General features: G+C 40.8%; 18 protein-coding genes and 1 tRNA gene. 12 read left to right on the top strand and 7 right to left on the bottom strand.

Annotated features, from left to right (window positions below; translation table 11 throughout):
* Window positions 1-545 precede the first annotated feature (545 nt).
* Together NMG86_RS11505 and NMG86_RS11500 are read right to left on the bottom strand one after the other, a co-directional pair.
* On the bottom strand, window positions 546-974 hold the full coding sequence (locus NMG86_RS11505) for a type II toxin-antitoxin system VapC family toxin (RefSeq protein ID WP_026786841.1): 429 nt from the start codon (window positions 972-974) through the stop codon (window positions 546-548).
* On the bottom strand, window positions 971-1,240 hold the full coding sequence (locus tag NMG86_RS11500) for a hypothetical protein (protein WP_026786842.1): 270 nt from the start codon (window positions 1,238-1,240) through the stop codon (window positions 971-973). The genes NMG86_RS11505 and NMG86_RS11500 overlap by 4 nt, the downstream gene beginning before the upstream one ends.
* A 269-nt stretch (window positions 1,241-1,509) precedes the next feature.
* Between NMG86_RS11500 and NMG86_RS11495 the strand changes: the two genes are divergently transcribed.
* Window positions 1,510-1,653, top strand: coding sequence for an AbrB/MazE/SpoVT family DNA-binding domain-containing protein (locus NMG86_RS11495; RefSeq protein WP_087882177.1), 144 nt, complete (start codon window positions 1,510-1,512; stop codon window positions 1,651-1,653).
* On the opposite strand, the gene NMG86_RS11490 is transcribed toward NMG86_RS11495, so the two are convergent.
* The 3 genes from NMG86_RS11490 to NMG86_RS11480 all read right to left on the bottom strand — a co-directional run bounded on the left by NMG86_RS11490 (window position 1,645) and on the right by NMG86_RS11480 (window position 4,410).
* Entirely contained in the window at window positions 1,645-2,862 is a 1,218-nt protein-coding gene (locus tag NMG86_RS11490) for an RNA-guided endonuclease TnpB family protein (protein WP_499074412.1), read from the bottom strand. The two genes, NMG86_RS11495 and NMG86_RS11490, sit on opposite strands and share 9 nt — an antisense overlap.
* Window positions 2,863-3,167: 305 nt before the next feature.
* On the bottom strand, window positions 3,168-4,013 hold the full coding sequence (locus NMG86_RS11485) for a M28 family metallopeptidase (protein ID WP_036842375.1): 846 nt from the start codon (window positions 4,011-4,013) through the stop codon (window positions 3,168-3,170).
* 181 nt (window positions 4,014-4,194) lie between these two features.
* On the bottom strand, window positions 4,195-4,410 hold the full coding sequence (locus tag NMG86_RS11480; RefSeq protein ID WP_026786844.1) for a hypothetical protein: 216 nt from the start codon (window positions 4,408-4,410) through the stop codon (window positions 4,195-4,197).
* Window positions 4,411-4,746: 336 nt separating this feature from the next.
* On the opposite strand from NMG86_RS11480, the gene scpB reads away from it, so the two are divergent.
* Both scpB and NMG86_RS11470 read left to right on the top strand, forming a co-directional pair.
* Window positions 4,747-5,262 (top strand): SMC-Scp complex subunit ScpB, encoded by a 516-nt coding sequence (gene scpB, locus NMG86_RS11475; RefSeq protein ID WP_026786845.1) that lies wholly within the window; start codon window positions 4,747-4,749, stop codon window positions 5,260-5,262.
* Between the two features lie 43 nt (window positions 5,263-5,305).
* Entirely contained in the window at window positions 5,306-5,647 is a 342-nt protein-coding gene (locus NMG86_RS11470; RefSeq protein WP_026786846.1) for a DUF760 domain-containing protein, read from the top strand.
* Here NMG86_RS11470 and NMG86_RS11465 read toward each other — a convergent pair.
* Window positions 5,644-6,864 carry an HhoA/HhoB/HtrA family serine endopeptidase gene (locus tag NMG86_RS11465; RefSeq protein WP_026786847.1) on the bottom strand — a complete coding sequence of 407 codons (1,221 nt, stop codon included), beginning with the start codon at window positions 6,862-6,864 and terminating at the stop codon, window positions 5,644-5,646. The two genes, NMG86_RS11470 and NMG86_RS11465, sit on opposite strands and share 4 nt — an antisense overlap.
* A 175-nt stretch (window positions 6,865-7,039) precedes the next feature.
* On the opposite strand from NMG86_RS11465, the gene NMG86_RS11460 reads away from it, so the two are divergent.
* The 9 genes from NMG86_RS11460 to NMG86_RS11420 all read left to right on the top strand — a co-directional run bounded on the left by NMG86_RS11460 (window position 7,040) and on the right by NMG86_RS11420 (window position 17,337).
* Window positions 7,040-7,930 carry a LysM peptidoglycan-binding domain-containing M23 family metallopeptidase gene (locus tag NMG86_RS11460; protein WP_026797669.1) on the top strand — a complete coding sequence of 297 codons (891 nt, stop codon included), beginning with the start codon at window positions 7,040-7,042 and terminating at the stop codon, window positions 7,928-7,930.
* A 40-nt stretch (window positions 7,931-7,970) separates the two neighbouring features.
* The gene (locus NMG86_RS11455) at window positions 7,971-8,204 is read left to right on the top strand and encodes a DNA-directed RNA polymerase subunit omega (RefSeq protein ID WP_026797668.1); all 234 of its coding nucleotides are present in this window, start codon (window positions 7,971-7,973) and stop codon (window positions 8,202-8,204) included.
* 77 nt (window positions 8,205-8,281) lie between these two features.
* Window positions 8,282-8,923 carry a hypothetical protein gene (locus NMG86_RS11450; protein ID WP_237747607.1) on the top strand — a complete coding sequence of 214 codons (642 nt, stop codon included), beginning with the start codon at window positions 8,282-8,284 and terminating at the stop codon, window positions 8,921-8,923.
* 10 nt (window positions 8,924-8,933) lie between these two features.
* Window positions 8,934-9,299, top strand: coding sequence for a DUF1818 family protein (locus NMG86_RS11445; protein ID WP_026797667.1), 366 nt, complete (start codon window positions 8,934-8,936; stop codon window positions 9,297-9,299).
* 49 nt (window positions 9,300-9,348) lie between these two features.
* Window positions 9,349-9,422, top strand: a tRNA-Pro gene (locus NMG86_RS11440).
* A 192-nt stretch (window positions 9,423-9,614) separates the two neighbouring features.
* Window positions 9,615-13,238: a DUF559 domain-containing protein gene (locus NMG86_RS11435; protein ID WP_498601602.1), complete on the top strand. Its 3,624-nt coding sequence runs from the start codon at window positions 9,615-9,617 to the stop codon at window positions 13,236-13,238.
* A gap of 86 nt (window positions 13,239-13,324) precedes the next feature.
* Window positions 13,325-13,501 (top strand): hypothetical protein, encoded by a 177-nt coding sequence (locus NMG86_RS11430; RefSeq protein ID WP_155806208.1) that lies wholly within the window; start codon window positions 13,325-13,327, stop codon window positions 13,499-13,501.
* A 237-nt stretch (window positions 13,502-13,738) separates the two neighbouring features.
* Window positions 13,739-14,347 (top strand): Uma2 family endonuclease, encoded by a 609-nt coding sequence (locus tag NMG86_RS11425; protein WP_026793891.1) that lies wholly within the window; start codon window positions 13,739-13,741, stop codon window positions 14,345-14,347.
* Window positions 14,348-14,520: 173 nt separating this feature from the next.
* On the top strand, window positions 14,521-17,337 hold the full coding sequence (locus NMG86_RS11420; protein WP_026793890.1) for a BPTD_3080 family restriction endonuclease: 2,817 nt from the start codon (window positions 14,521-14,523) through the stop codon (window positions 17,335-17,337).
* Between the two features lie 45 nt (window positions 17,338-17,382).
* On the opposite strand, the gene NMG86_RS11415 is transcribed toward NMG86_RS11420, so the two are convergent.
* Complete coding sequence (locus NMG86_RS11415; protein ID WP_040957491.1) at window positions 17,383-17,718, bottom strand: 2Fe-2S iron-sulfur cluster-binding protein; 336 nt, start codon at window positions 17,716-17,718, stop codon at window positions 17,383-17,385.
* Window positions 17,719-17,892: the final 174 nt, after the last annotated feature.

The following is a 17,892-nucleotide window of genomic DNA, read 5'->3' as shown; positions in this document are numbered from 1 at the left end:
TGCAAAGTGTCAATATTTTTCTTAGTTTCTATACTGTAAATACTCTATTAGGCTGTTAGGCTTTCGATCGCATTTCTGTTTCACTAACGCCTGCTTGTACCATAATTGTCCGAAGAAGAGAACAAAATATTCTCCACCCGAAAAGACTTAGGCTGGCGTGCCGTGTTGCTAACAGCAAATCATCTTGGCGTTTAAAATTTCATTTACCTGGGTGGGATAAGCCAACAGCATACGAATCAGATTTCGGTAAGTTTGAGTGCGACTATCATCCATTGGGAATCACCTTCAAATTCATAATGCTTGATTATATCCTCACTACAGATCACTTTCCCTGAATTTCAAAATCATTTAATCTGACTCACAAAAGAGGCTGTGATTTATCTCCTTGATGCTTCGGGGGTTGAAACCGCAGCTACACAAAGGAAGTCTTAGCAGAGAGGGACTAAGAGATGAAGGGAATATTAAGAATATTGTAAAATGCGACTATTCAAGTGATGCCATAAATCAAGGTTTAACGCAGAATTTTACCATAGATACAAATAGCTTTAGTCTTCAGGTCTAAACACCCGCTCAAAAGCCTGTTTTCGATAACGTCGATAAACACCAAAATCACTATCCAAAGTAGCAATAGCCGGAATATTCAGCCGTTCGGAAATAGCAACCAGAGACAAATCAGCAAAATCTCCCGGTAAATCTGCATACTGTTCATTTAGTTCAGTAATCCGCGAAAAATCTTCAGGAAGCAATGGGATAGATTCAAAAACTCCCCTGGCAACTCCCTGTAAAAACTTATTCTGTATTCGCCAATTAGGACTTAAAAGCCACATCACTTCGGTAACACAAGCAGTGGTAGTTACTAGGTTACTTGTACATCTCTCAAAAAAAACTCGCGCCTGTTGATGATAGCTATCTTTTACACTGTAGTAAGCTACAAGAACTCCACTATCTACAATAATTACGGGATGATAAGTCATTGCGGATGATATTGAGGATGTCTTTTCTCCAAATAAGCTTGGATCGCTTTTTTCCGAGTTGCGCGTTCTGATAAATCAGGTGGCGCATCTTCTAACAGATGTTCAGGATGTCCCCCCAGTCTTTCTACAATTGTTTGACGCGGTTGTAAACTCAGCCAGCGATCTTTAACTAAGCGTTTAATCAATTCATCGCTGGTAGTTTTCTCCCTTCCCAAAATTTCTACTAAATAAGCTTCCGTTTCCTTGTCTAATTCTATATTCAGCATGACAACCTCCGATTAACTCCCCTAAATTATACATTACATTTTCGGCTCTTTCGTACTTACAATGCTAAGATTTTAGGAAAATACCAACAAAGCTTCGGCGGTTGAAACCGCAGCTACATAAACAAAGTCCGCCTGCGTGGACTAAGAGATAACAAAATATTGCTCCTTGTCAACCTTTTACTTAGTTGCTATACTGTAGACACTCTGTATATACATCATAAAAAATGGTGAATTTCTCAGAGTAATATCATTAGCTGGAGGATTAGGCTATGGTTGGGACGATCGCAAAGTGGGGAAACAGTCTTGCTGTTCGGATTCCACAGCATTTAGCTAAAGAGATTAACTTAGCTGAAGGTTCCCAAGTGCAGTTTGTATTGATAGATGTTGACACTCCCACCCCTACGCTACGCTAAAGGGGTGGGATTCTCGTATCTAGCCCAATCAAATAAAGACAGTTGAATATACTCTTTTTGATTGTTTTTCACCGAGTTCGGGGGTGCGCCAAACACCCCATAATTTAAACCGGATGAATCCATTACAGAAGCATCTCTCTTTAGGTTTAAATCACAAGCGAAACCATCCCATTGAGACAGATTTCGTGCAGCATTCAAATCAGAATTGTGGTAGTGACCATTAGGGCAATTAAAATCGTGCCGATTTCTTTTGCCAATAACACCGCAAGTTGAGCAAGATTTAGAGGTGTATGGTGCAGGTCTTTTGATTAACTTCAATCCTTTAAGAGCTAACTTATAATTAAGTTTTTGCTCCAAAGAATAATAAGACCAAGTGTGTCGAGATTGACCAGAATCAGAACGAGATTTCTGGCTCTGTTTCATGGTTTTACGACATCCTTCCAAATCCTCTATAACAATATCGGCGTTATGGTATTGGGCAAAACGAACAATTCGGCGACTGACTGTATGGTTAATAGCTTCCATCCATCGTTGCTCTTTTTTGTTCCATTTCTTTAAAGCTCGAAACTTTTTAGCTTCTTGAAGTTGTTGCCTTCTTTGTTGAAAATAACGTCTTCGATGCTTAACACTTTGACCATTAAAGAACTTGCCGAAACCTTCTTTTGGTGCAACTACCGCTAAATTATTCTGCCCTCGGTCACATCCTAATGTTTTCTCTGTCTCAACTTCTGGAACATCCTCTGTTATCGACAGATAGGCATACCACTTATTTCTGTGTTTAATCAATTTAAAAGAACCCCCTTGAATTGTTTCCTCTAACAATCCATCTAAAACGGGTTGCCAATGAGGAGATGCTACTTCAATGGGGATTCTTTTTTCACCTTTGAGGGTCGGGAAGCTAATTGAATAGGTACTCCCTTTTTGAGTTAATTTCCAATTTTGATTGTTAACTTCTACAGGAAGAACTTTATATTGCTTGGTTTTACGACCCGTTGGGGATGTGGTATGTCGAATAACTTGATTGACCAGAGCAGATTTTAACTCGGACATGATTTTAGCTGTTGTCATTTTTCGCCGTTCTTTAATTGGCAATGACAACAGCTTATTAGCAATCTGCGTGTTTTCTTCCGTCATTTGCTCAAACATTTGAGCTTTACAAAGGTTGAGTTTTGCGAATTTTAATTTAATCGTCCGAGTTACTTTGATCATGGAAAATATGATAACATAAATATCTAATAACTGGGTACAAATTAATTGGTAGATGACGGCACTTAAAAGTGCCTGCGTCGCGTTTCATCCCACGGCTGAAGCCAGTGGGCTTTCACGCTCCCACCCTGGCTTTGTAAGCTGACGATCGAGCCGATAACTCGTCGGCGATATTCCCTAGAGGAGTTGGTTGAAGCGATTACTCCAGAGAATCTTCATAATGAGTATCAAGGATAATCATTTTAAGCATTCCCAGTCTTCTAATGCCACAGGTTCAGTTGGGTCATCTTACTGTAAATCCCCCGGGATTACAGCCTTCGTAAACCTGCTAATAAACCTTGACAAACTCCGGCAAGAAAATCCAAATCTAGGGTTTCTAAAGTATCCGTCGGTTGATGATAGTGAGGGTTTCTTAAATTTGCCGTATCTGTCACCATAATTGCTGAATATCCTAAATCCCAAAAAGGAACCTGATCACTGCGTCTGGTATCGGGAACCATCATCCCTCGGTTGGGAACAGGTAGCCATTCACAAGGGGTTTTGGTTTGGCGAATTCCTCGACTGATTCTAATTAAATCGGGAATAGTTTTTAAGTTCCCAATTAAGGCGATATAATCCCCATAATTCGGATAAAAATATTTTAATCCAGGGGGATATTTTTGGGAATTAGGATTAGGATTGCAATAGCCTAACATTTCTAGGGAGAGCATCAGACGAATAGACTGGTTTTGCTGTTTTAAGGATTCAGCATAATGTTGACTCCCCAGAAAACCAAATTCCTCTAAATCAAAAGCTACACATTGAACCGGATATTTTAGGGGGTGTTCTGCGATCGCCTTTGCTAATTCCAATAAAGCCGCAACTCCCGTACCATTATCATCGGCCCCAGGACACCCAGGTACAGCATCATAATGGGCACCAATTAAAATAATAGAATTTTTTGATTTGGAAATACCAGGTAAATTTAGGATCAGATTTTGATGGGTTTTTCCCCTAAGTTCAAACTCATCGGTGATCACAGTTCCCCATTGTTGGAGTTGCTGACGAATATATTCACGCACATAAAAATGACCCTCTGAAGCCAGATAGGGGTCACGTTCTCTAATGATTTGTTGTAAATGCTCGGTTAATTGAGATTTTAAACTTATTGTCATTGATCTTAAAAAAAATCTGAAATTCTATTCTAACATAAATTTTCCAAACAAGTCTGTGGAAATTTAGTCAAAATTTAATCCTTTAAAGCAGCAACAATTTTTGTTTTCTTTTATAGATTTTTTTGCGATGTTAGTCATGATTTTTGTCCTAATTCATCATAAAATTGATTGGAGAGTTGGTTTATGAAACTTTCTGCTCTTTTTCATCGGGTATGCCATAAAATTCCGCCTCTGACCGATCTAATAAGTAAATAAAGGGTAAGGCGGCTAAGGAACAGGATTTCCAATGACTTTGGACAGGCGCGTGAAACATCTGACAAATCCCCCCCCGTCTGCCTTCTGGTTTGTAGTGGAGGCAATTGCGGCAATTCGAGGGAACGGCATTTTCCCTGTTCATGTTGATTGATCCCAAATAATTATATAAACTCAATTATGGATGATGGATTTCCTTAACTTTGTTATCTAACTTACAGTTCACCTATATTTTTGTTAAGTTTAATGAAGCTCTTGACTCCAAGTAAAATATTTCTTCAGAGAGTTGAAAAAAATATAGTTTTAGATAGAGAAGGAATTAAATAATATTTGCTGAAAAAATATACAAAAATTTTGTTAACTGTAAGTACAGATCGGGGTGACAACACCAATCCCCGGCTAAAAGTTGACGCTTGACAGACAAGTGTGTACAGTCAACAGTTAAGAACTCCAAACCGTGATCTTTCATCTGTTGTTAAAAATGAGTTTATTGGCGAAAATTGAAGCAATTTTGTATTTAAAAGGTCAATCGCTTTCCATTGCTGGACTAGCAGAATTAGCCGGGTGCGATCGCACCGAAGTCGAAGAAGCACTCATTCAACTGATGTCCGACTATGCCCATCGGGATAGTGCCTTAGAAGTCGTAGAAACCGATTCTGGATATAGCTTACAACTGCGAGAAGCCTATCGGTCATTAATGCAAAGCTTAGTAGCACCGGAGTTAGGAGTTGGGGCATTAAGAACTTTAGCCGCGATCGCCCTCAAGGGTGGCATTACCCAAACCGATTTAGTAGAATTAAGAGGGTCAGGAGCCTATCAACAAGTCACCGAACTCGTAGAACTGGGATTTGTTCAGAAACGCAAACAAGCTAACTCCCGCTCCCATTGGTTACAAGTGACTAAAAAATTCCATCAATATTTCCAAGTTGATCAGCTTCCCCAACAACTCTCATTAAATTTTAGCGACGATTTACCCATCGACGCCCCCATACAATAAGATAAACTATAGATAGCATAAGCATGATATAGAGACGCAGATCATGGTTTTTAACTCTGACTTCCTTAAATCTGATGTTCAAGAAACCGCCGAAAATCCCTTGTTGACCTACCTGCAAAGTCAACATCCCGATATTCTGGCGACAGTTGCTCAGTCTGCGAGTTTGGAAATTAAAGAAATCATTAGCAAAAACGTCCAAGGATTAGTCGGGGTACTCCCCTCCGATCACTTTGATGTCCAGATTACAACCAACCGCGAAAACTTGGCGGGTCTGTTAGCATCGGCAATGATGACCGGGTACTTTTTACGTCAAATGGAACAACGGATGCACCTGGAAGAAAACTTGTCCCGCACCACTTCAATTGATCCCAAAACACCGGATTAATTATTGAATTCTCCAGCCAAGGCAGATTCTGGGAACACGGCGGTTTTAATGATCAGGGTTTGTTGTTGGCCCTGGCGGTTAATTTCGACGGGAAGTTCTTCCCCAACCGTCTTAGTTTCAATTTGTTCTTGGACTTGGGCTGGAGTATTCACCGCAACACCGTCAATTTTCGTGAGGATATCTCCCTTGAGAATTCCCATTTGGGCGGCGGGGGAATCCTCCACCACCCGCACCACAATCACTCCGGTGTCTTGGGTTAACTTAACTTCTAGTTGCTGATTTATTTCTGCCTTCACCACCGGACTGAGTTCCACCATCTGTACACCCAGATAGGGATGATCGGCTTTCCCTTTGGCAAAAAGTTGACTAGCGATGCGGATCGCCGTTTCAATGGGAATGGCAAATCCTAGACCCTGGGCATTAGCCCGAATTGCCGTATTAATCCCAATCACATGACCTTGATCGTTTAATAATGGCCCGCCAGAGTTGCCCGGATTAATCGCGGCATCGGTTTGAATAAAGCGGACTCGTTTATCGGGAATTCCGACTTGGGTACTGGAACGATCTGTGGCGCTAATAATCCCAATAGTTACGGTATTATCTAATCCTAGGGGATTGCCAATGGCGATCGCCCACTGACCCGGAACCAAATGATCGGAAAAACCAATCGGGGCCGTCGGTAACTCTTTCCCGTCAATTTTCACCGCCGCCACATCGGTTATTGGGTCAACTCCTTTTACTTTCCCTTCCAATACCCGACCATCTTTAAGGGTGACTTGCACCGTATCCGCCCCATCCACAACATGGGCATTAGTAATGATCCGACCGTCGGAATGTAGAATAAATCCTGAACCTGTTCCCCTACGAACTCGGTCTTCATTTGTGGGGATTTGATTGCCAAAAAAGCGTTTAAATAGGGGATTTTTAAAGGCATCGGGCACATCTTGTGCCGATTTGCGGGTTGCATCAATTCTCACCACCGTCGGGCCAACAATTTCGGCGGCATCAGCAATAAAATTAGAACTACTACGGTCAACCACCGGGTCTTCTGTCACCCTAGGGGGGGAAACCGCAGGGATATGTTTAACGATGGCTACCGTCGCCGATAACGGGTCTGAGTTATTGGTTTGGACATAGCGACTTGCCAGCCATCCACCACCGCCACCTAAAGAGACTAAGGCTAGGTATATCGTAAACTGTTTGAATGATAAATCCATCTTTGTTGTGGGGGTGGAAATCAGTAATCAGTTATCAGTGAAAGAAATAAAAGAAAGACTTCACTATCCCATTATAACTGTAAACTACCTGTTGAGGTGATTACTGATTATTATTGAACAATCACTGACTGGGGAATCGGTTTTTTTTTAAGTTAAATTGGATTAATTGTTGATTATGCGGGTTCAACGTTTAGAAATATTATTATTGCGGTTGATGGCTCTAATCGGAATATTAGTTAGTATTACGCCATGGATAAGGTCTGTAGAGGCAAATGAACCCTTTAACTCAGAAGCTCAAGATGTTTGCCCAACCCCGGTATTATCCCGTTTAAAACCCCATCGGATTGCCCCTGGAGACACCCTCGAAAGTATTGCCCGCCAATATAACCTAATTCCGGCAACCCTACTGGGGATCAATCCAATTTTACAACGGGGGCCAATTCCGATTGGACAGGAGATTTTGATTCCACCCCATAATGGGATTAGGGTAGATATTCCCCCGGGTCGGAGTTGGCAGGAAGTAGCCAGAGCTTATAATGCCCGTCCTGACGTGGTTTTTGAAATGAATGGTTGTCAAACTCAACCAACAGCCTTATTTTTACCCGGTGTGAATTGGTCACCCAAAGGGCCACCAACTGTGGCGATATTGGTGTTACCCGGTTATCCCTTACCGCAACGGACAACCCTACAAATGGGTTATGGTTGGCAACTCAATCCGGTTTCAGGTCGGGTAATATTTCATAGTGGTTTAGACTTGACGGCGACGGTGGGAACCCCAGTTTTATCCGTTGGGATGGGAAAAATAGCCTTTGCGGGAGAACGGGAGGGGTATGGAAAATTAGTTGTGGTTAATCATGGGTCAGGGAAACAAACCCGTTATGCCCATTTAGACAATATTGGGGTAAAACTGGGTCAATCGGTAAAGTTAGGGGATGTATTGGGAACAGTCGGGACGACGGGACAACCGGATACGAATCAACCCCATCTCCATTTTGAAATTCGTTATAACTCCGATTTAGGATGGATTGCAGAAGATCCTAATCCTTATATTCAAGTTAAACGATAAGATATAAACACAACTCTAGGGTTAGGAAATTATAAACTTCATGCAAAAGCGTACCCATCCAATAGACTCAACAGAAATTACTCGCCGGGCTGCCGATCTCGTCAGTGCTGCGACCAATCGCTATCGGATTACAGTACAAGTCGCAAATCGGGCTAAACGGTGTCGTTATGAATACTTTGATAATGGAGATGAGAACACCATCAAACCTGTTTTACGCGCAATTATTGAAATGTCCGATGAACTAAATCAACCGCAAATTATCGCGGATCGTTAGATTGATCAATTGCGGTATTGGGTGTCTTTAACACCTTATTTATTGAGGTGATAAAGACTCCAAAATATCTTAATCTTATGTTTATGTTGAAATCTCGAAAACCCAAAAAACCAGTTAGTTTAAGTTTTCTATTAATCGCCGTTATAATTACCCTATTCATTGTTTTGGGTGGGTTTATAGATGGCCTGGAAATTCAAGGACTCGCCCAAACTCCGCCGCCAGAAATATCCTCCCCATCGGGACGAGTCAGGGTTTCAGAGGTGTGGAAGAAAGTCTATGAACAATTACCAAATTTACCCCAGGAAAATCAATATCTTTCCCAGGAAACGGGGAAAGTCGCCGAAGATAATACCTTGATTGGTCGGTTAATTCGTTATCATATTTATGTGAAAGATCGACCCACTCAATATCGTTTTGATTGGAAACTCACCTTAGCCGATTATCTCGGGGTGAATGAACCGATGTTAGTGTTAAGTTATCCGGGTCAGGAGGGATTAAAAGAAAATCCTTTAGTCGGGGATCAAAAAGCCATTCAACAGTTAAATAGAGTTGAACGGGATGCGTTAGTTAATACACTGGCGAGTTTATTTAATCCCAATCCAGTCAATAGTGACAATGGAACAATTCCAAAACCGAGCCCTGCTTCACCCACCGCTAAACCGCCAACCCCCTCCTTAATTCCCCTACCGGAGTCGGGAGATGCTCAACGGTTAAAATAACCCGGGGAATATGGAGAAAATTCTAAAAACCGGAACCGGATGGCGTTTAGGTTGGAACCTCCAAGCCCCGGAATTTCAGGGGTTAGTCGGGGGCGATACCTGGGCGATGGAATTGACCCAGGCGGAGTTTGATGATTTTTGTCGGTTGTTGGGTGAACTAGCTGATACCATGAGCCAAATGAGCCTTGAGTTGATGGATGAAGAAAAAATAGCCTGTGAAGCGGAAAGCGAGCGGTTGTGGATGCAGGTAGAGGGCTATGCTAACGCTTATACGGTGCTGTTGATTTTGAATACCGGACGGCGGGCGGAAGGTAGTTGGCCCGTGGAAGTGGTGGCGGAATTGGTACAAGCGACAAAAACCTTGAAAATCTTTTGAAATAGTCTTGACAAGTTTTTGTTTGCTATGCTACATTAGTTAATTGTGTCGGGGCGTAGCGCAGCTTGGTAGCGCACTACCTTGGGGTGGTAGGGGTCGCAGGTTCAAATCCTGTCGCTCCGATTCTAAATCGGTAACTATATTAAATAGTTGTGCATTAACAAATTGTTTATCCATATTTAGTTAGCCAAAAGGATTCTGTAATAGGAGTCCTTTTTTTACGAACTTTTAAATAGTAGCTGTTGATGAGCGTTCCTCAAATACAGAAATAATTTGATCAATTGTAAAGTAAAGTCTTTGACTAGAGGAGATCCCATGGCAAGGCAAAAGAAACCCGATCAAAGAAATATAGATCAATATAATCACGAAAATCAGCAACGAGTGAATAATCCACCTGTGGGACTGGTTACGCCAGAAAGTGATCCTGATGGTGATAATAAAAATTATAGCTACGATCCGCACCTTGACCCGCAATTAGTTTGGGCTGGTAAGGCGGAACATACTAATTTTGAAGTGCCAACTGTATCATTGCACGTTCACGAACGCATCGATCCTCGCAGCATTATTGAAGCAGTACGGAAGCAAAATCAAACTCCGGGTTTACAGTTATCTTTATTTGAAATACCTGAAGAAAATCCGCCTATTCGACAAGCGATTGAATTTTATAAACATCAGCATAATTGGAGTAACCGTTTAGTTGCTGGAGATTCGCTTTTAGTGATGAATTCCCTATTAGAAAAAGAGGGCATGGCGGGACAAGTACAGATGATTTATTTCGATCCGCCTTATGGGATTAAATATGGTTCCAATTTTCAGCCGTTTGTGAATAAGCGGGATGTGAAAGATGGCAAAGATGAGGATTTGACTCAAGAACCGGAAATGATTAAAGCATTTCGGGATACTTGGGAATTGGGGATTCATTCTTATTTGACTTATTTAAGAGATAGATTGTTGTTGGCGAGGGAGTTGTTGTCGGAAAGTGGTAGTGTTTTTGTGCAGATTTCTGATGAGAATGTGCATCATGTTAGGGAATTGATGGATGAGGTTTTTGGAGTTAATAATTTTATTTGTATAATCTGTTTTCAAAAAACTGGAGGATTATCTCAGTCTTTTATTCCAGTCACTTCTGATTATTTACTCTGGTATGTTAAAGATAAAAATTATATTAAAGCAAAACAACTTTTTAACACTAAAGAATATGGGGAAGGAACTGATTATCAATGGTTACAATTATCTAATGGTGAACGACGGAGAATGATATCTGAAGAAAAAAAAGATTTCTCCCAAATTCCCCTAGAAGCAAAAGTATTTCAAACAACTTCTTTAGAATCAGCTAATCCTAGCTTCTCGTTTGAATATAAAGGGAAAAAATATATTCAACGTTGGAAAACAAATCTCAATGGACTTGAAAATTTAGCAAATGCAAACCGATTATTTGAAGCAACTTCAAAATTACGTTATGTTCGATTTGTCGAAGATTTTCCTGTATTACCAATTACTAATATTTGGACAGATACAGGCTCAAGTGGATTTCGTGAGTCAAATATTTATGTAGTTCAAACAACAACAAAAACTATCGAACGCTGCCTCCTAATGACCACCGACCCAGGCGATTTAGTCCTAGATATCACCTGCTTGCGAAAAGGAACAAAAATATTGACCCCCTCCCCAACCCTCCCCATGAATGGGGAGGGAGCCGGAAAATTCAAAGTCCCCCCGTACACGGGGGGATTTAGGGGGGGATTCACGGGAGATTTAGGGGAAGAAAAACTCATTCCCATCGAAGAAATACAACCCGGTACTTTAGTCTACAGTCACGACAACAAACCCCACCGAGTCCTACGCACCATCCAAAAAGAATACCAAGGAGAAATGATCGGGTTAACCTGTAAAAACAACAATACAACTATGTGGTTAACAGCCGATCATCGCGTACTAGCAAAACTTAGACCGCGCAATTTAGGAGGTAATCAAGACTGGTCAGCAACCCCCTATAGTCACCTAGAAATTCGCCGAAAACTTCGTAAAGAAATGACACCGCCTGAGCAGAAATTATGGGATATTTTACGAGGGAAAAAACTAGAATTTAAGTTTCGTCGTCAACATCCTATAGGTCGATATATTGCTGACTTTTATAGTCGAGATGCTCATTTAGTTGTAGAAATAGATGGCGCAACCCACTTTGAACCAGAAGCAATAGAATATGATCGACAACGGGATAGTTTTATGCGTAGTCTTGGTCTTGATGTGCTGCGCTTTACGACAAAAGAAATTTACGAAAATTTAGAAGGAGTTTGTTTAGCAATTGAATCTCAATGTCGCATCCGCATGGAATCAATTGAGGGTGCAACTTGGGTTCAAGCAGGTAATCTAAAACCAGGAGATATTGTTTTTAGTGCACTTGTGTCCCCCCCCAACCCCCCCTGTACGGGGGGAGTAAGAGGGGGAGTAATAGGGGGAGTAATAGGGGGAGTAATAGGGGGAGTAATAGGGGGAGAAATAGGGGGAGAAAAGATTAGTCTTGAATGTGTGGAGATTGCAAAAGTAGAAAATTGTTGGTCAACTGAAACTGTTTATGATTTAGAGATTGAAGGTAGTCATTCTTTTATTACTGAAGTTTGTACAGTTCACAATTGCGGTAGCGGTACAACTGCCTACGTTGCCGAACAATGGGGACGCAGATGGATAACCTGCGATACTTCAAGAGTAGCAATAACCCTAGCCAAACAAAGGTTAATGACCGCCACCTTTGACTATTATCAATTAGCAAATTCCCAAGAAGGCGTAGGCGGTGGTTTCAAATACAAAACCGTCCCTCATATCACCCTTAAATCTATTGCCAATAATCCCGAAATTCGGGAAGGAATGAATCGCATAGAAATCGAACAAGCGATTAATAAATACGCCGACCAAGAAACACTTTACGATCAACCTTTATTAGACAAATCCAAAGCCAGAGTTACCGGCCCCTTCACCGTCGAAGCCGTACCCGCGCCTACAGTTAAACCAATTGATGATATTATCAATCCAGCCATTCCTGATAATTCAATCGCCCGTTCTGGCGAAACATTGCGACAATCTGAATGGCGAGATGAACTGCTAAAAACGGGGATTCGCGGTAAAAACGGACAATATATTTTATTCTCCAGAGTCGAATCTTTACCCGGCACTCGTTGGCTTCATGCCGATGCTGAAACTAAACCAACCCCCCCTGAGTCCCCCCGTTCACGAGGGGAAGAAAATCTCGCGAATACAGTAAAAGAAACTGGTGGTAGTTATGGTCAACCAATGCGAGTAGTGATTTCCTTCGGGCCAGAACACGCACCTTTAGAACAAAGACAAGTTACCCAAGCCATTGAAGAAGCACAAACTTTAGTGCCAAAACCGAAATTAATTGTCTTTGCCGCCTTTCAATTTGACCCGGAAGCTGCTAAAGATATTGAGGAAACTAATTGGCCTGGTGTGACATTATTAAAAGCGCAAATGAACGCGGATTTACTAACAGAAGATTTGAAGAAAAAACGTGCTAGTAACGAGAGTTTTTGGTTAATTGGTCAACCAGATGTTGCGCTGCGTCGCATTAATAGAGGAGAGGATGCAGGCAAGTGGGAAGTAGAAGTTCACGGCTTCGATTATTATAATACCAAGACTGGAAATATTGAGTCTGGCAGTGTGGAAAAAATAGCTGTTTGGATGTTAGATATTGATTATGATGGGAGAAGTATCTTTCCCCGTCAGGTTTTCTTCCCAATGGCAGGAGAAAAAGATGCTTGGTCACGCCTAGCGCGTAATTTAAAAGCTGAAATTGATGAGGATTTAATTGAGTCTTATCAGGGTACTGTTTCGTTACCTTTTGAGATGGGAAAATATCAGCGCGTTGCTGTTAAAATTGTGGATGATCGGGGAATTGAAAGTTTGAAAATTATTCGGTTAACCTAAGAAACCCGGTTTCTGGGTAAGTGCTATAATCTAAACTATGACTCTGAATATCAATCAAACCTAAACCAAAAATGGAGTAATAAACCATGCTAATAGAAGAATATTTTGAATTTTTAGCCGATGATGACATTCGAGTAAAAGGGACAAGAGTAGGAATAGAAAGCATCCTTTATTATTTAACCAATAAAGAAGCCACAAATAAATATAATGAATATCAAGATCAAATTATTCATCTACCTATAGCAATCCTAAATAGGTTGTAACATTTTAATACTGACATGAAACAGCCAGAAGTATTACCCCAGATCCGGCGTTCCCTCCCCCCCTAGCCCCCCGTGCACGGGGGGTTTGGGGGGGCTGTTCCGGTGTTCCGGTGTTCCGGTGTTCCGGTGTTCCCTTTTGCCCAGGACTTTTGAACACAACTCAAATAGGATTGCTATATCACTAAAATTGAAGACTAAAAGACTAATTACCCGAAAAAAAAGTTGGAGGTTTTCCCAATGACTCAAACAATATCCAAGTTAATAACTTTCGATGACTTTCTGGAATGGAAACCAGAAAACGGACACTATGAACTACATAACGGAGTTATTGTTGAAATGCCAAATCCAACTGGTAAACATTCAGCCAGCGCAGGTTTTCAGGCGTTCGAGTTTGGTTTAGAAATCAGGCGACTACAACTTCCTTACTTTATTCCCAAGGAATGTACAATTAAATTTAGCGATAACTCTGGCTACGATCCAGATGTCATTATATTAGATAAACAAGCCGTAGCAGCCAATGAATCTCGATGGGAAAGAGAATCAGTTATTACTCAGGGAGATTCTATCAAATTAGTGGTTGAAGTTGTTAGCACAAATTGGCGCGATGATTATGCACACAAAATGATTGATTATGAAGCATTAGGAATTCCCGAATATTGGATTGTAGATTATTTGGGTTTAGGTGGTAGCCGTTATATTGGTTCTCCAAAACAACCTACTTTATCGGTTTATCAGCTAGTAGATGGTGAGTATCAAATTAAGCTGTTTCGAGGAGATGAAAGAGTTGAATCAGTAGTTTTTCCAGAATTGAATTTGACCGCCGTACAGATTTTTAATGGTGAGTAAGTATTCAGACGATCAATCTTATTATAATAAAAAGCGTTTTACTATAATAAGATTTCGATCCAGCCGTCTTATTTCACTGAAATAACATAAGTTGACAAGACCTCAACCTTTGTCCCTCCGTCACCCAACTATGCGATCTGATTGATACGATACGTCCAACAAATTGAAGCATTATGTCATCACAAACTACAATTAATCAACTCATTATCAATTCTCCCTACGAAGAACCCAAACAATATTGGCACTACGATCGCAATTCTCGCCTATTTAACCTAGCAGCAGGAAGACGACCCGCAGGCTATATTATCGCTTCCGAAAGCTCTAAAACCTTCGACGATCCTGGTAAATTTGTCGAGATTCCTTTAGTTAACCAAATTCGTCCCCGCGTTAAAGCTTGGTGTGATGATGGATACCCAGGTGTTACAGGCGTTACCAAGCGTCTACTAGAACACTGGGACAATTCAGAAGAACGGGATTTTCCCTTCTTTTTCTGTCAGTTAGAAGCCATAAAAACCCTAATCTGGCTAACAGAATCACCACCATCTACAAAAGTTGGCATTGATATTCCTGACGATGGCGGAAACTTCAAACGTCTCTGTTCCAAAATGGCAACAGGTTCGGGCAAAACTATCGTCATGGCAATGTTAATTGCATGGCAAATTATCAATAAAATTACCTATCCCCAAGATACCCGTTTTTCTAAAGCTATTTTTATTGTCGCCCCCGGACTAACTGTTAGAAATCGTCTACAAGTTCTGCTTCCATCTGCGGAAAATAACTATTATGAAATATTCAATATTGTTCCTCTGGGATTATTCGATAAACTCCGTCAAGGGAAAGTATTAATCCGCAACTGGCACGCATTGAATTGGGAAACAGAAGCACAAATTAAGAAGAAAAAAGGAGTTGATAAACGGGGTGCAAAAAGTAACGAAGCCTACGCCAGAGAAGTATTAGGAGAAATCGCCAATTCTAGCAACATTGTTGTTATTAACGACGAAGCACACCACGCATGGCGCATACCTGCTGAATCCAAAATTAAAGGTGTCAGTAAAGAAGAATTAGATGAGGCCACAAAATGGGTTGGTGGACTCGATCGCATTCACCAAGCCAGAAAAATTATCACCTGTTTTGACTTTTCTGCCACACCCTTTGCACCCTCTGGAAAAAAGAGTTCAGAAGAAGCTTTATTTGGCTGGATTGTCAGCGATTTTGGCTTAAATGATGCCATTGAATCCGGTTTAGTTAAAACCCCTCGCGTGGTGATTCGTGACGATTCCAGACTGAATGTAAAAGACTTTAAATCCCGTCTTTACCATCTTTATCGAGATCCAGAAGTTTATGATGATGTCAATCGTAAAGCCAAACCTAATGAATCCCTCCCTGATTTGCTGGCTAATGGCTATCTTTTACTCGGAAAAGATTGGCTAGAAACTGCGAAAGCATGGCAAGAATCGGGGCATAAAGTTCCACCAGCCATGATTTCTATTGCTAACCGTACCGAAACTGCGGCTAGAATTAAATATGCTTTTGATCATCACAAAATTCATATCGAAGAACTCTGTAACTCAGAACGCACTTTACATATTGATTCTAATGTTTTAAAAATGGCAGAATCCCAAGAAGAAAGTAGCGAAATACAAAATACCACCGCAGAAAATAGCGAAGATGATAACTCTGATGATGAACCTATTCGCAAACTTTCAAAGAAGGAACAAGCAGAACTTTTACGAAAAACAGTTGATACAGTCGGTCAACTTGGGAAGCCTGGGGAACAAATTCAAAATGTTATTTCTGTTGGGATGTTATCTGAAGGTTGGGATGCTAAAACTGTGACTCATATTATGGGGATTCGCGCATTTTCTAGTCAACTTCTTTGCGAACAAGTTGTAGGTAGAGGTTTAAGGAGAACTGCTTATGATATTAACCCAGAAACAAACTTACTCGAAGCCGAATATGTTAATATTTTTGGTGTTCCTTTTACCTTTCTTCCCCACGAATCTGATGAAGGAACTCCACCACCACCACCTAATCCTAAGACTGAAATTAAACCCGATCCTGAAAAACAGCAGTTTGAAATAAGCTTTCCCAATATTGTCCGCATTGATTATATTTATAAACCAGAACTAAAACTCGATCTGAGTCTGGTTGAACCTTTAAAGTTAGATGCCTTTGAAAATATTACCCTAGCAGAACTCGCTCCGAGTGTCGATGGCAAACCGGATGTAACAAAAATCAAGGCAATTGACCTAGAAGATTTAGGTCGAAAACAACGGATGCAAAAAATTGCTTTTGAAGTTTCTAGGGATATATTTGAACAGATGAAACCCGGTTGGCAAGGTAATCGAGAATACTTACTAGCCAAGCTGATTCGATTATTAGAAGAATTTATCCAATCAGATTTCATCGAAATTAATCCACCCTTATTTAGTGTGGACGCAATTAGACGGCGGATTCTGATTACTCTCAATATGAGTAAAATTGTGCAACATATTTGGCAGGCTATTTATTTAGAAAATACAGAAGTAATTGAACCAGTATTTGATCCAGAACATCCCATCCGTTCTACATCTGATATGCGCCCTTGGTATACGGGTAAACCTTGTGAATATACCCAAAAATCCCATATTAGTTGTTGCATTTTTGATAGTACATGGGAAGCCAGCGAAGCCTTTGAATTGGATCGGAATGACTATGTTGATGCTTGGGTAAAAAACGATCACCTGGGATTTGAAATTCTCTATATTTTTAATGGAGTTGTTCGCAAATATCGCCCTGACTTTATAGTGCGTCTGAAAAATGGCAATTTATTGATTCTGGAAACTAAAGGACAACCAACTCGCCAAGATGAGGCTAAATGGGGATTTTTAGATCAGTGGATTCAAGCTGTTAATCAGCATGGTGGCTTTGGTTATTGGCAACGTGAAGTCTCAAGAAATCCATCTGACGTTAGACCAATCTTGGAAAAAACTGTATTTCAGTCGAGATAAAATTACTTGTTTTTGGGGAAAATATTATCTAAACAAATCGAAGAATTAACCGGGATCAGAACTAGACCGATGATATAGAGAAGACTGATATAAAACCTTTTCTTGATGGGTAATGAGGGTACAATCTGAACGGGGATAGGCGACACAGGTTACAGTATAGCCCAGGGCAATTTCCCCAAGACGAAGAAATTTCTGTTCACTTTGATCTACTTGACCCTGGAGGAGTTTAGCCACACAAGCTGAACAATCTCCTTGTTTACATCCTGATGGTAGACGAATCCCGTTGTCTTCTGCAATATCGAGAATATATTGGTCATCAGGAACTGCAATTGTGTAATCTAAACCTTCAGCTTCGTTAATCAGACGGACTTGATAAACCATGGTCATAAAAAGATGATAAGTACCTAAACAAAATTAATTACACATCCTCCACCCTGTTCCCTCCCCCCCCCCGTGCACGGGGGGTTTGGGGGGGCTGTTCCCTTTCTCAACTAGGTAATTTATTTTGTGTAACTACTTAGTAGCATATTCTTGATATTTTTTTAAGCAAAACAT

The sequence above is a fragment of the Planktothrix rubescens CCAP 1459/22 genome, assembly GCA_904830895.1.
Lineage (GTDB): Bacteria > Cyanobacteriota > Cyanobacteriia > Cyanobacteriales > Microcoleaceae > Planktothrix > Planktothrix agardhii.
Note: the sequence above shows the minus strand (reverse complement) of the source record. Positions and strands in the feature narration are given on the sequence as shown.

Coding starts and splice junctions, on each gene's coding strand:
- NMG86_RS11495 (WP_087882177.1), top strand. CDS start 1,510: ATGGTTGGGACGATCGCAAAGTGGGGAAACAGTCTTGCTGTTCGGATT.
- NMG86_RS11460 (WP_026797669.1), top strand. CDS start 7,040: ATGCGGGTTCAACGTTTAGAAATATTATTATTGCGGTTGATGGCTCTA.
- NMG86_RS11445 (WP_026797667.1), top strand. CDS start 8,934: ATGGAGAAAATTCTAAAAACCGGAACCGGATGGCGTTTAGGTTGGAAC.
- NMG86_RS11500 (WP_026786842.1), bottom strand. CDS start 1,240: ATGCTGAATATAGAATTAGACAAGGAAACGGAAGCTTATTTAGTAGAA.
- NMG86_RS11420 (WP_026793890.1), top strand. CDS start 14,521: ATGTCATCACAAACTACAATTAATCAACTCATTATCAATTCTCCCTAC.
- scpB (WP_026786845.1), top strand. CDS start 4,747: ATGAGTTTATTGGCGAAAATTGAAGCAATTTTGTATTTAAAAGGTCAA.
- NMG86_RS11450 (WP_237747607.1), top strand. CDS start 8,282: ATGTTTATGTTGAAATCTCGAAAACCCAAAAAACCAGTTAGTTTAAGT.
- NMG86_RS11505 (WP_026786841.1), bottom strand. CDS start 974: ATGACTTATCATCCCGTAATTATTGTAGATAGTGGAGTTCTTGTAGCT.
- NMG86_RS11485 (WP_036842375.1), bottom strand. CDS start 4,013: ATGACAATAAGTTTAAAATCTCAATTAACCGAGCATTTACAACAAATC.
- NMG86_RS11480 (WP_026786844.1), bottom strand. CDS start 4,410: ATGAACAGGGAAAATGCCGTTCCCTCGAATTGCCGCAATTGCCTCCAC.
- NMG86_RS11470 (WP_026786846.1), top strand. CDS start 5,306: ATGGTTTTTAACTCTGACTTCCTTAAATCTGATGTTCAAGAAACCGCC.
- NMG86_RS11465 (WP_026786847.1), bottom strand. CDS start 6,864: ATGGATTTATCATTCAAACAGTTTACGATATACCTAGCCTTAGTCTCT.
- NMG86_RS11415 (WP_040957491.1), bottom strand. CDS start 17,718: ATGGTTTATCAAGTCCGTCTGATTAACGAAGCTGAAGGTTTAGATTAC.
- NMG86_RS11435 (WP_498601602.1), top strand. CDS start 9,615: ATGGCAAGGCAAAAGAAACCCGATCAAAGAAATATAGATCAATATAAT.
- NMG86_RS11430 (WP_155806208.1), top strand. CDS start 13,325: ATGCTAATAGAAGAATATTTTGAATTTTTAGCCGATGATGACATTCGA.
- NMG86_RS11490 (WP_499074412.1), bottom strand. CDS start 2,862: ATGATCAAAGTAACTCGGACGATTAAATTAAAATTCGCAAAACTCAAC.
- NMG86_RS11425 (WP_026793891.1), top strand. CDS start 13,739: ATGACTCAAACAATATCCAAGTTAATAACTTTCGATGACTTTCTGGAA.
- NMG86_RS11455 (WP_026797668.1), top strand. CDS start 7,971: ATGCAAAAGCGTACCCATCCAATAGACTCAACAGAAATTACTCGCCGG.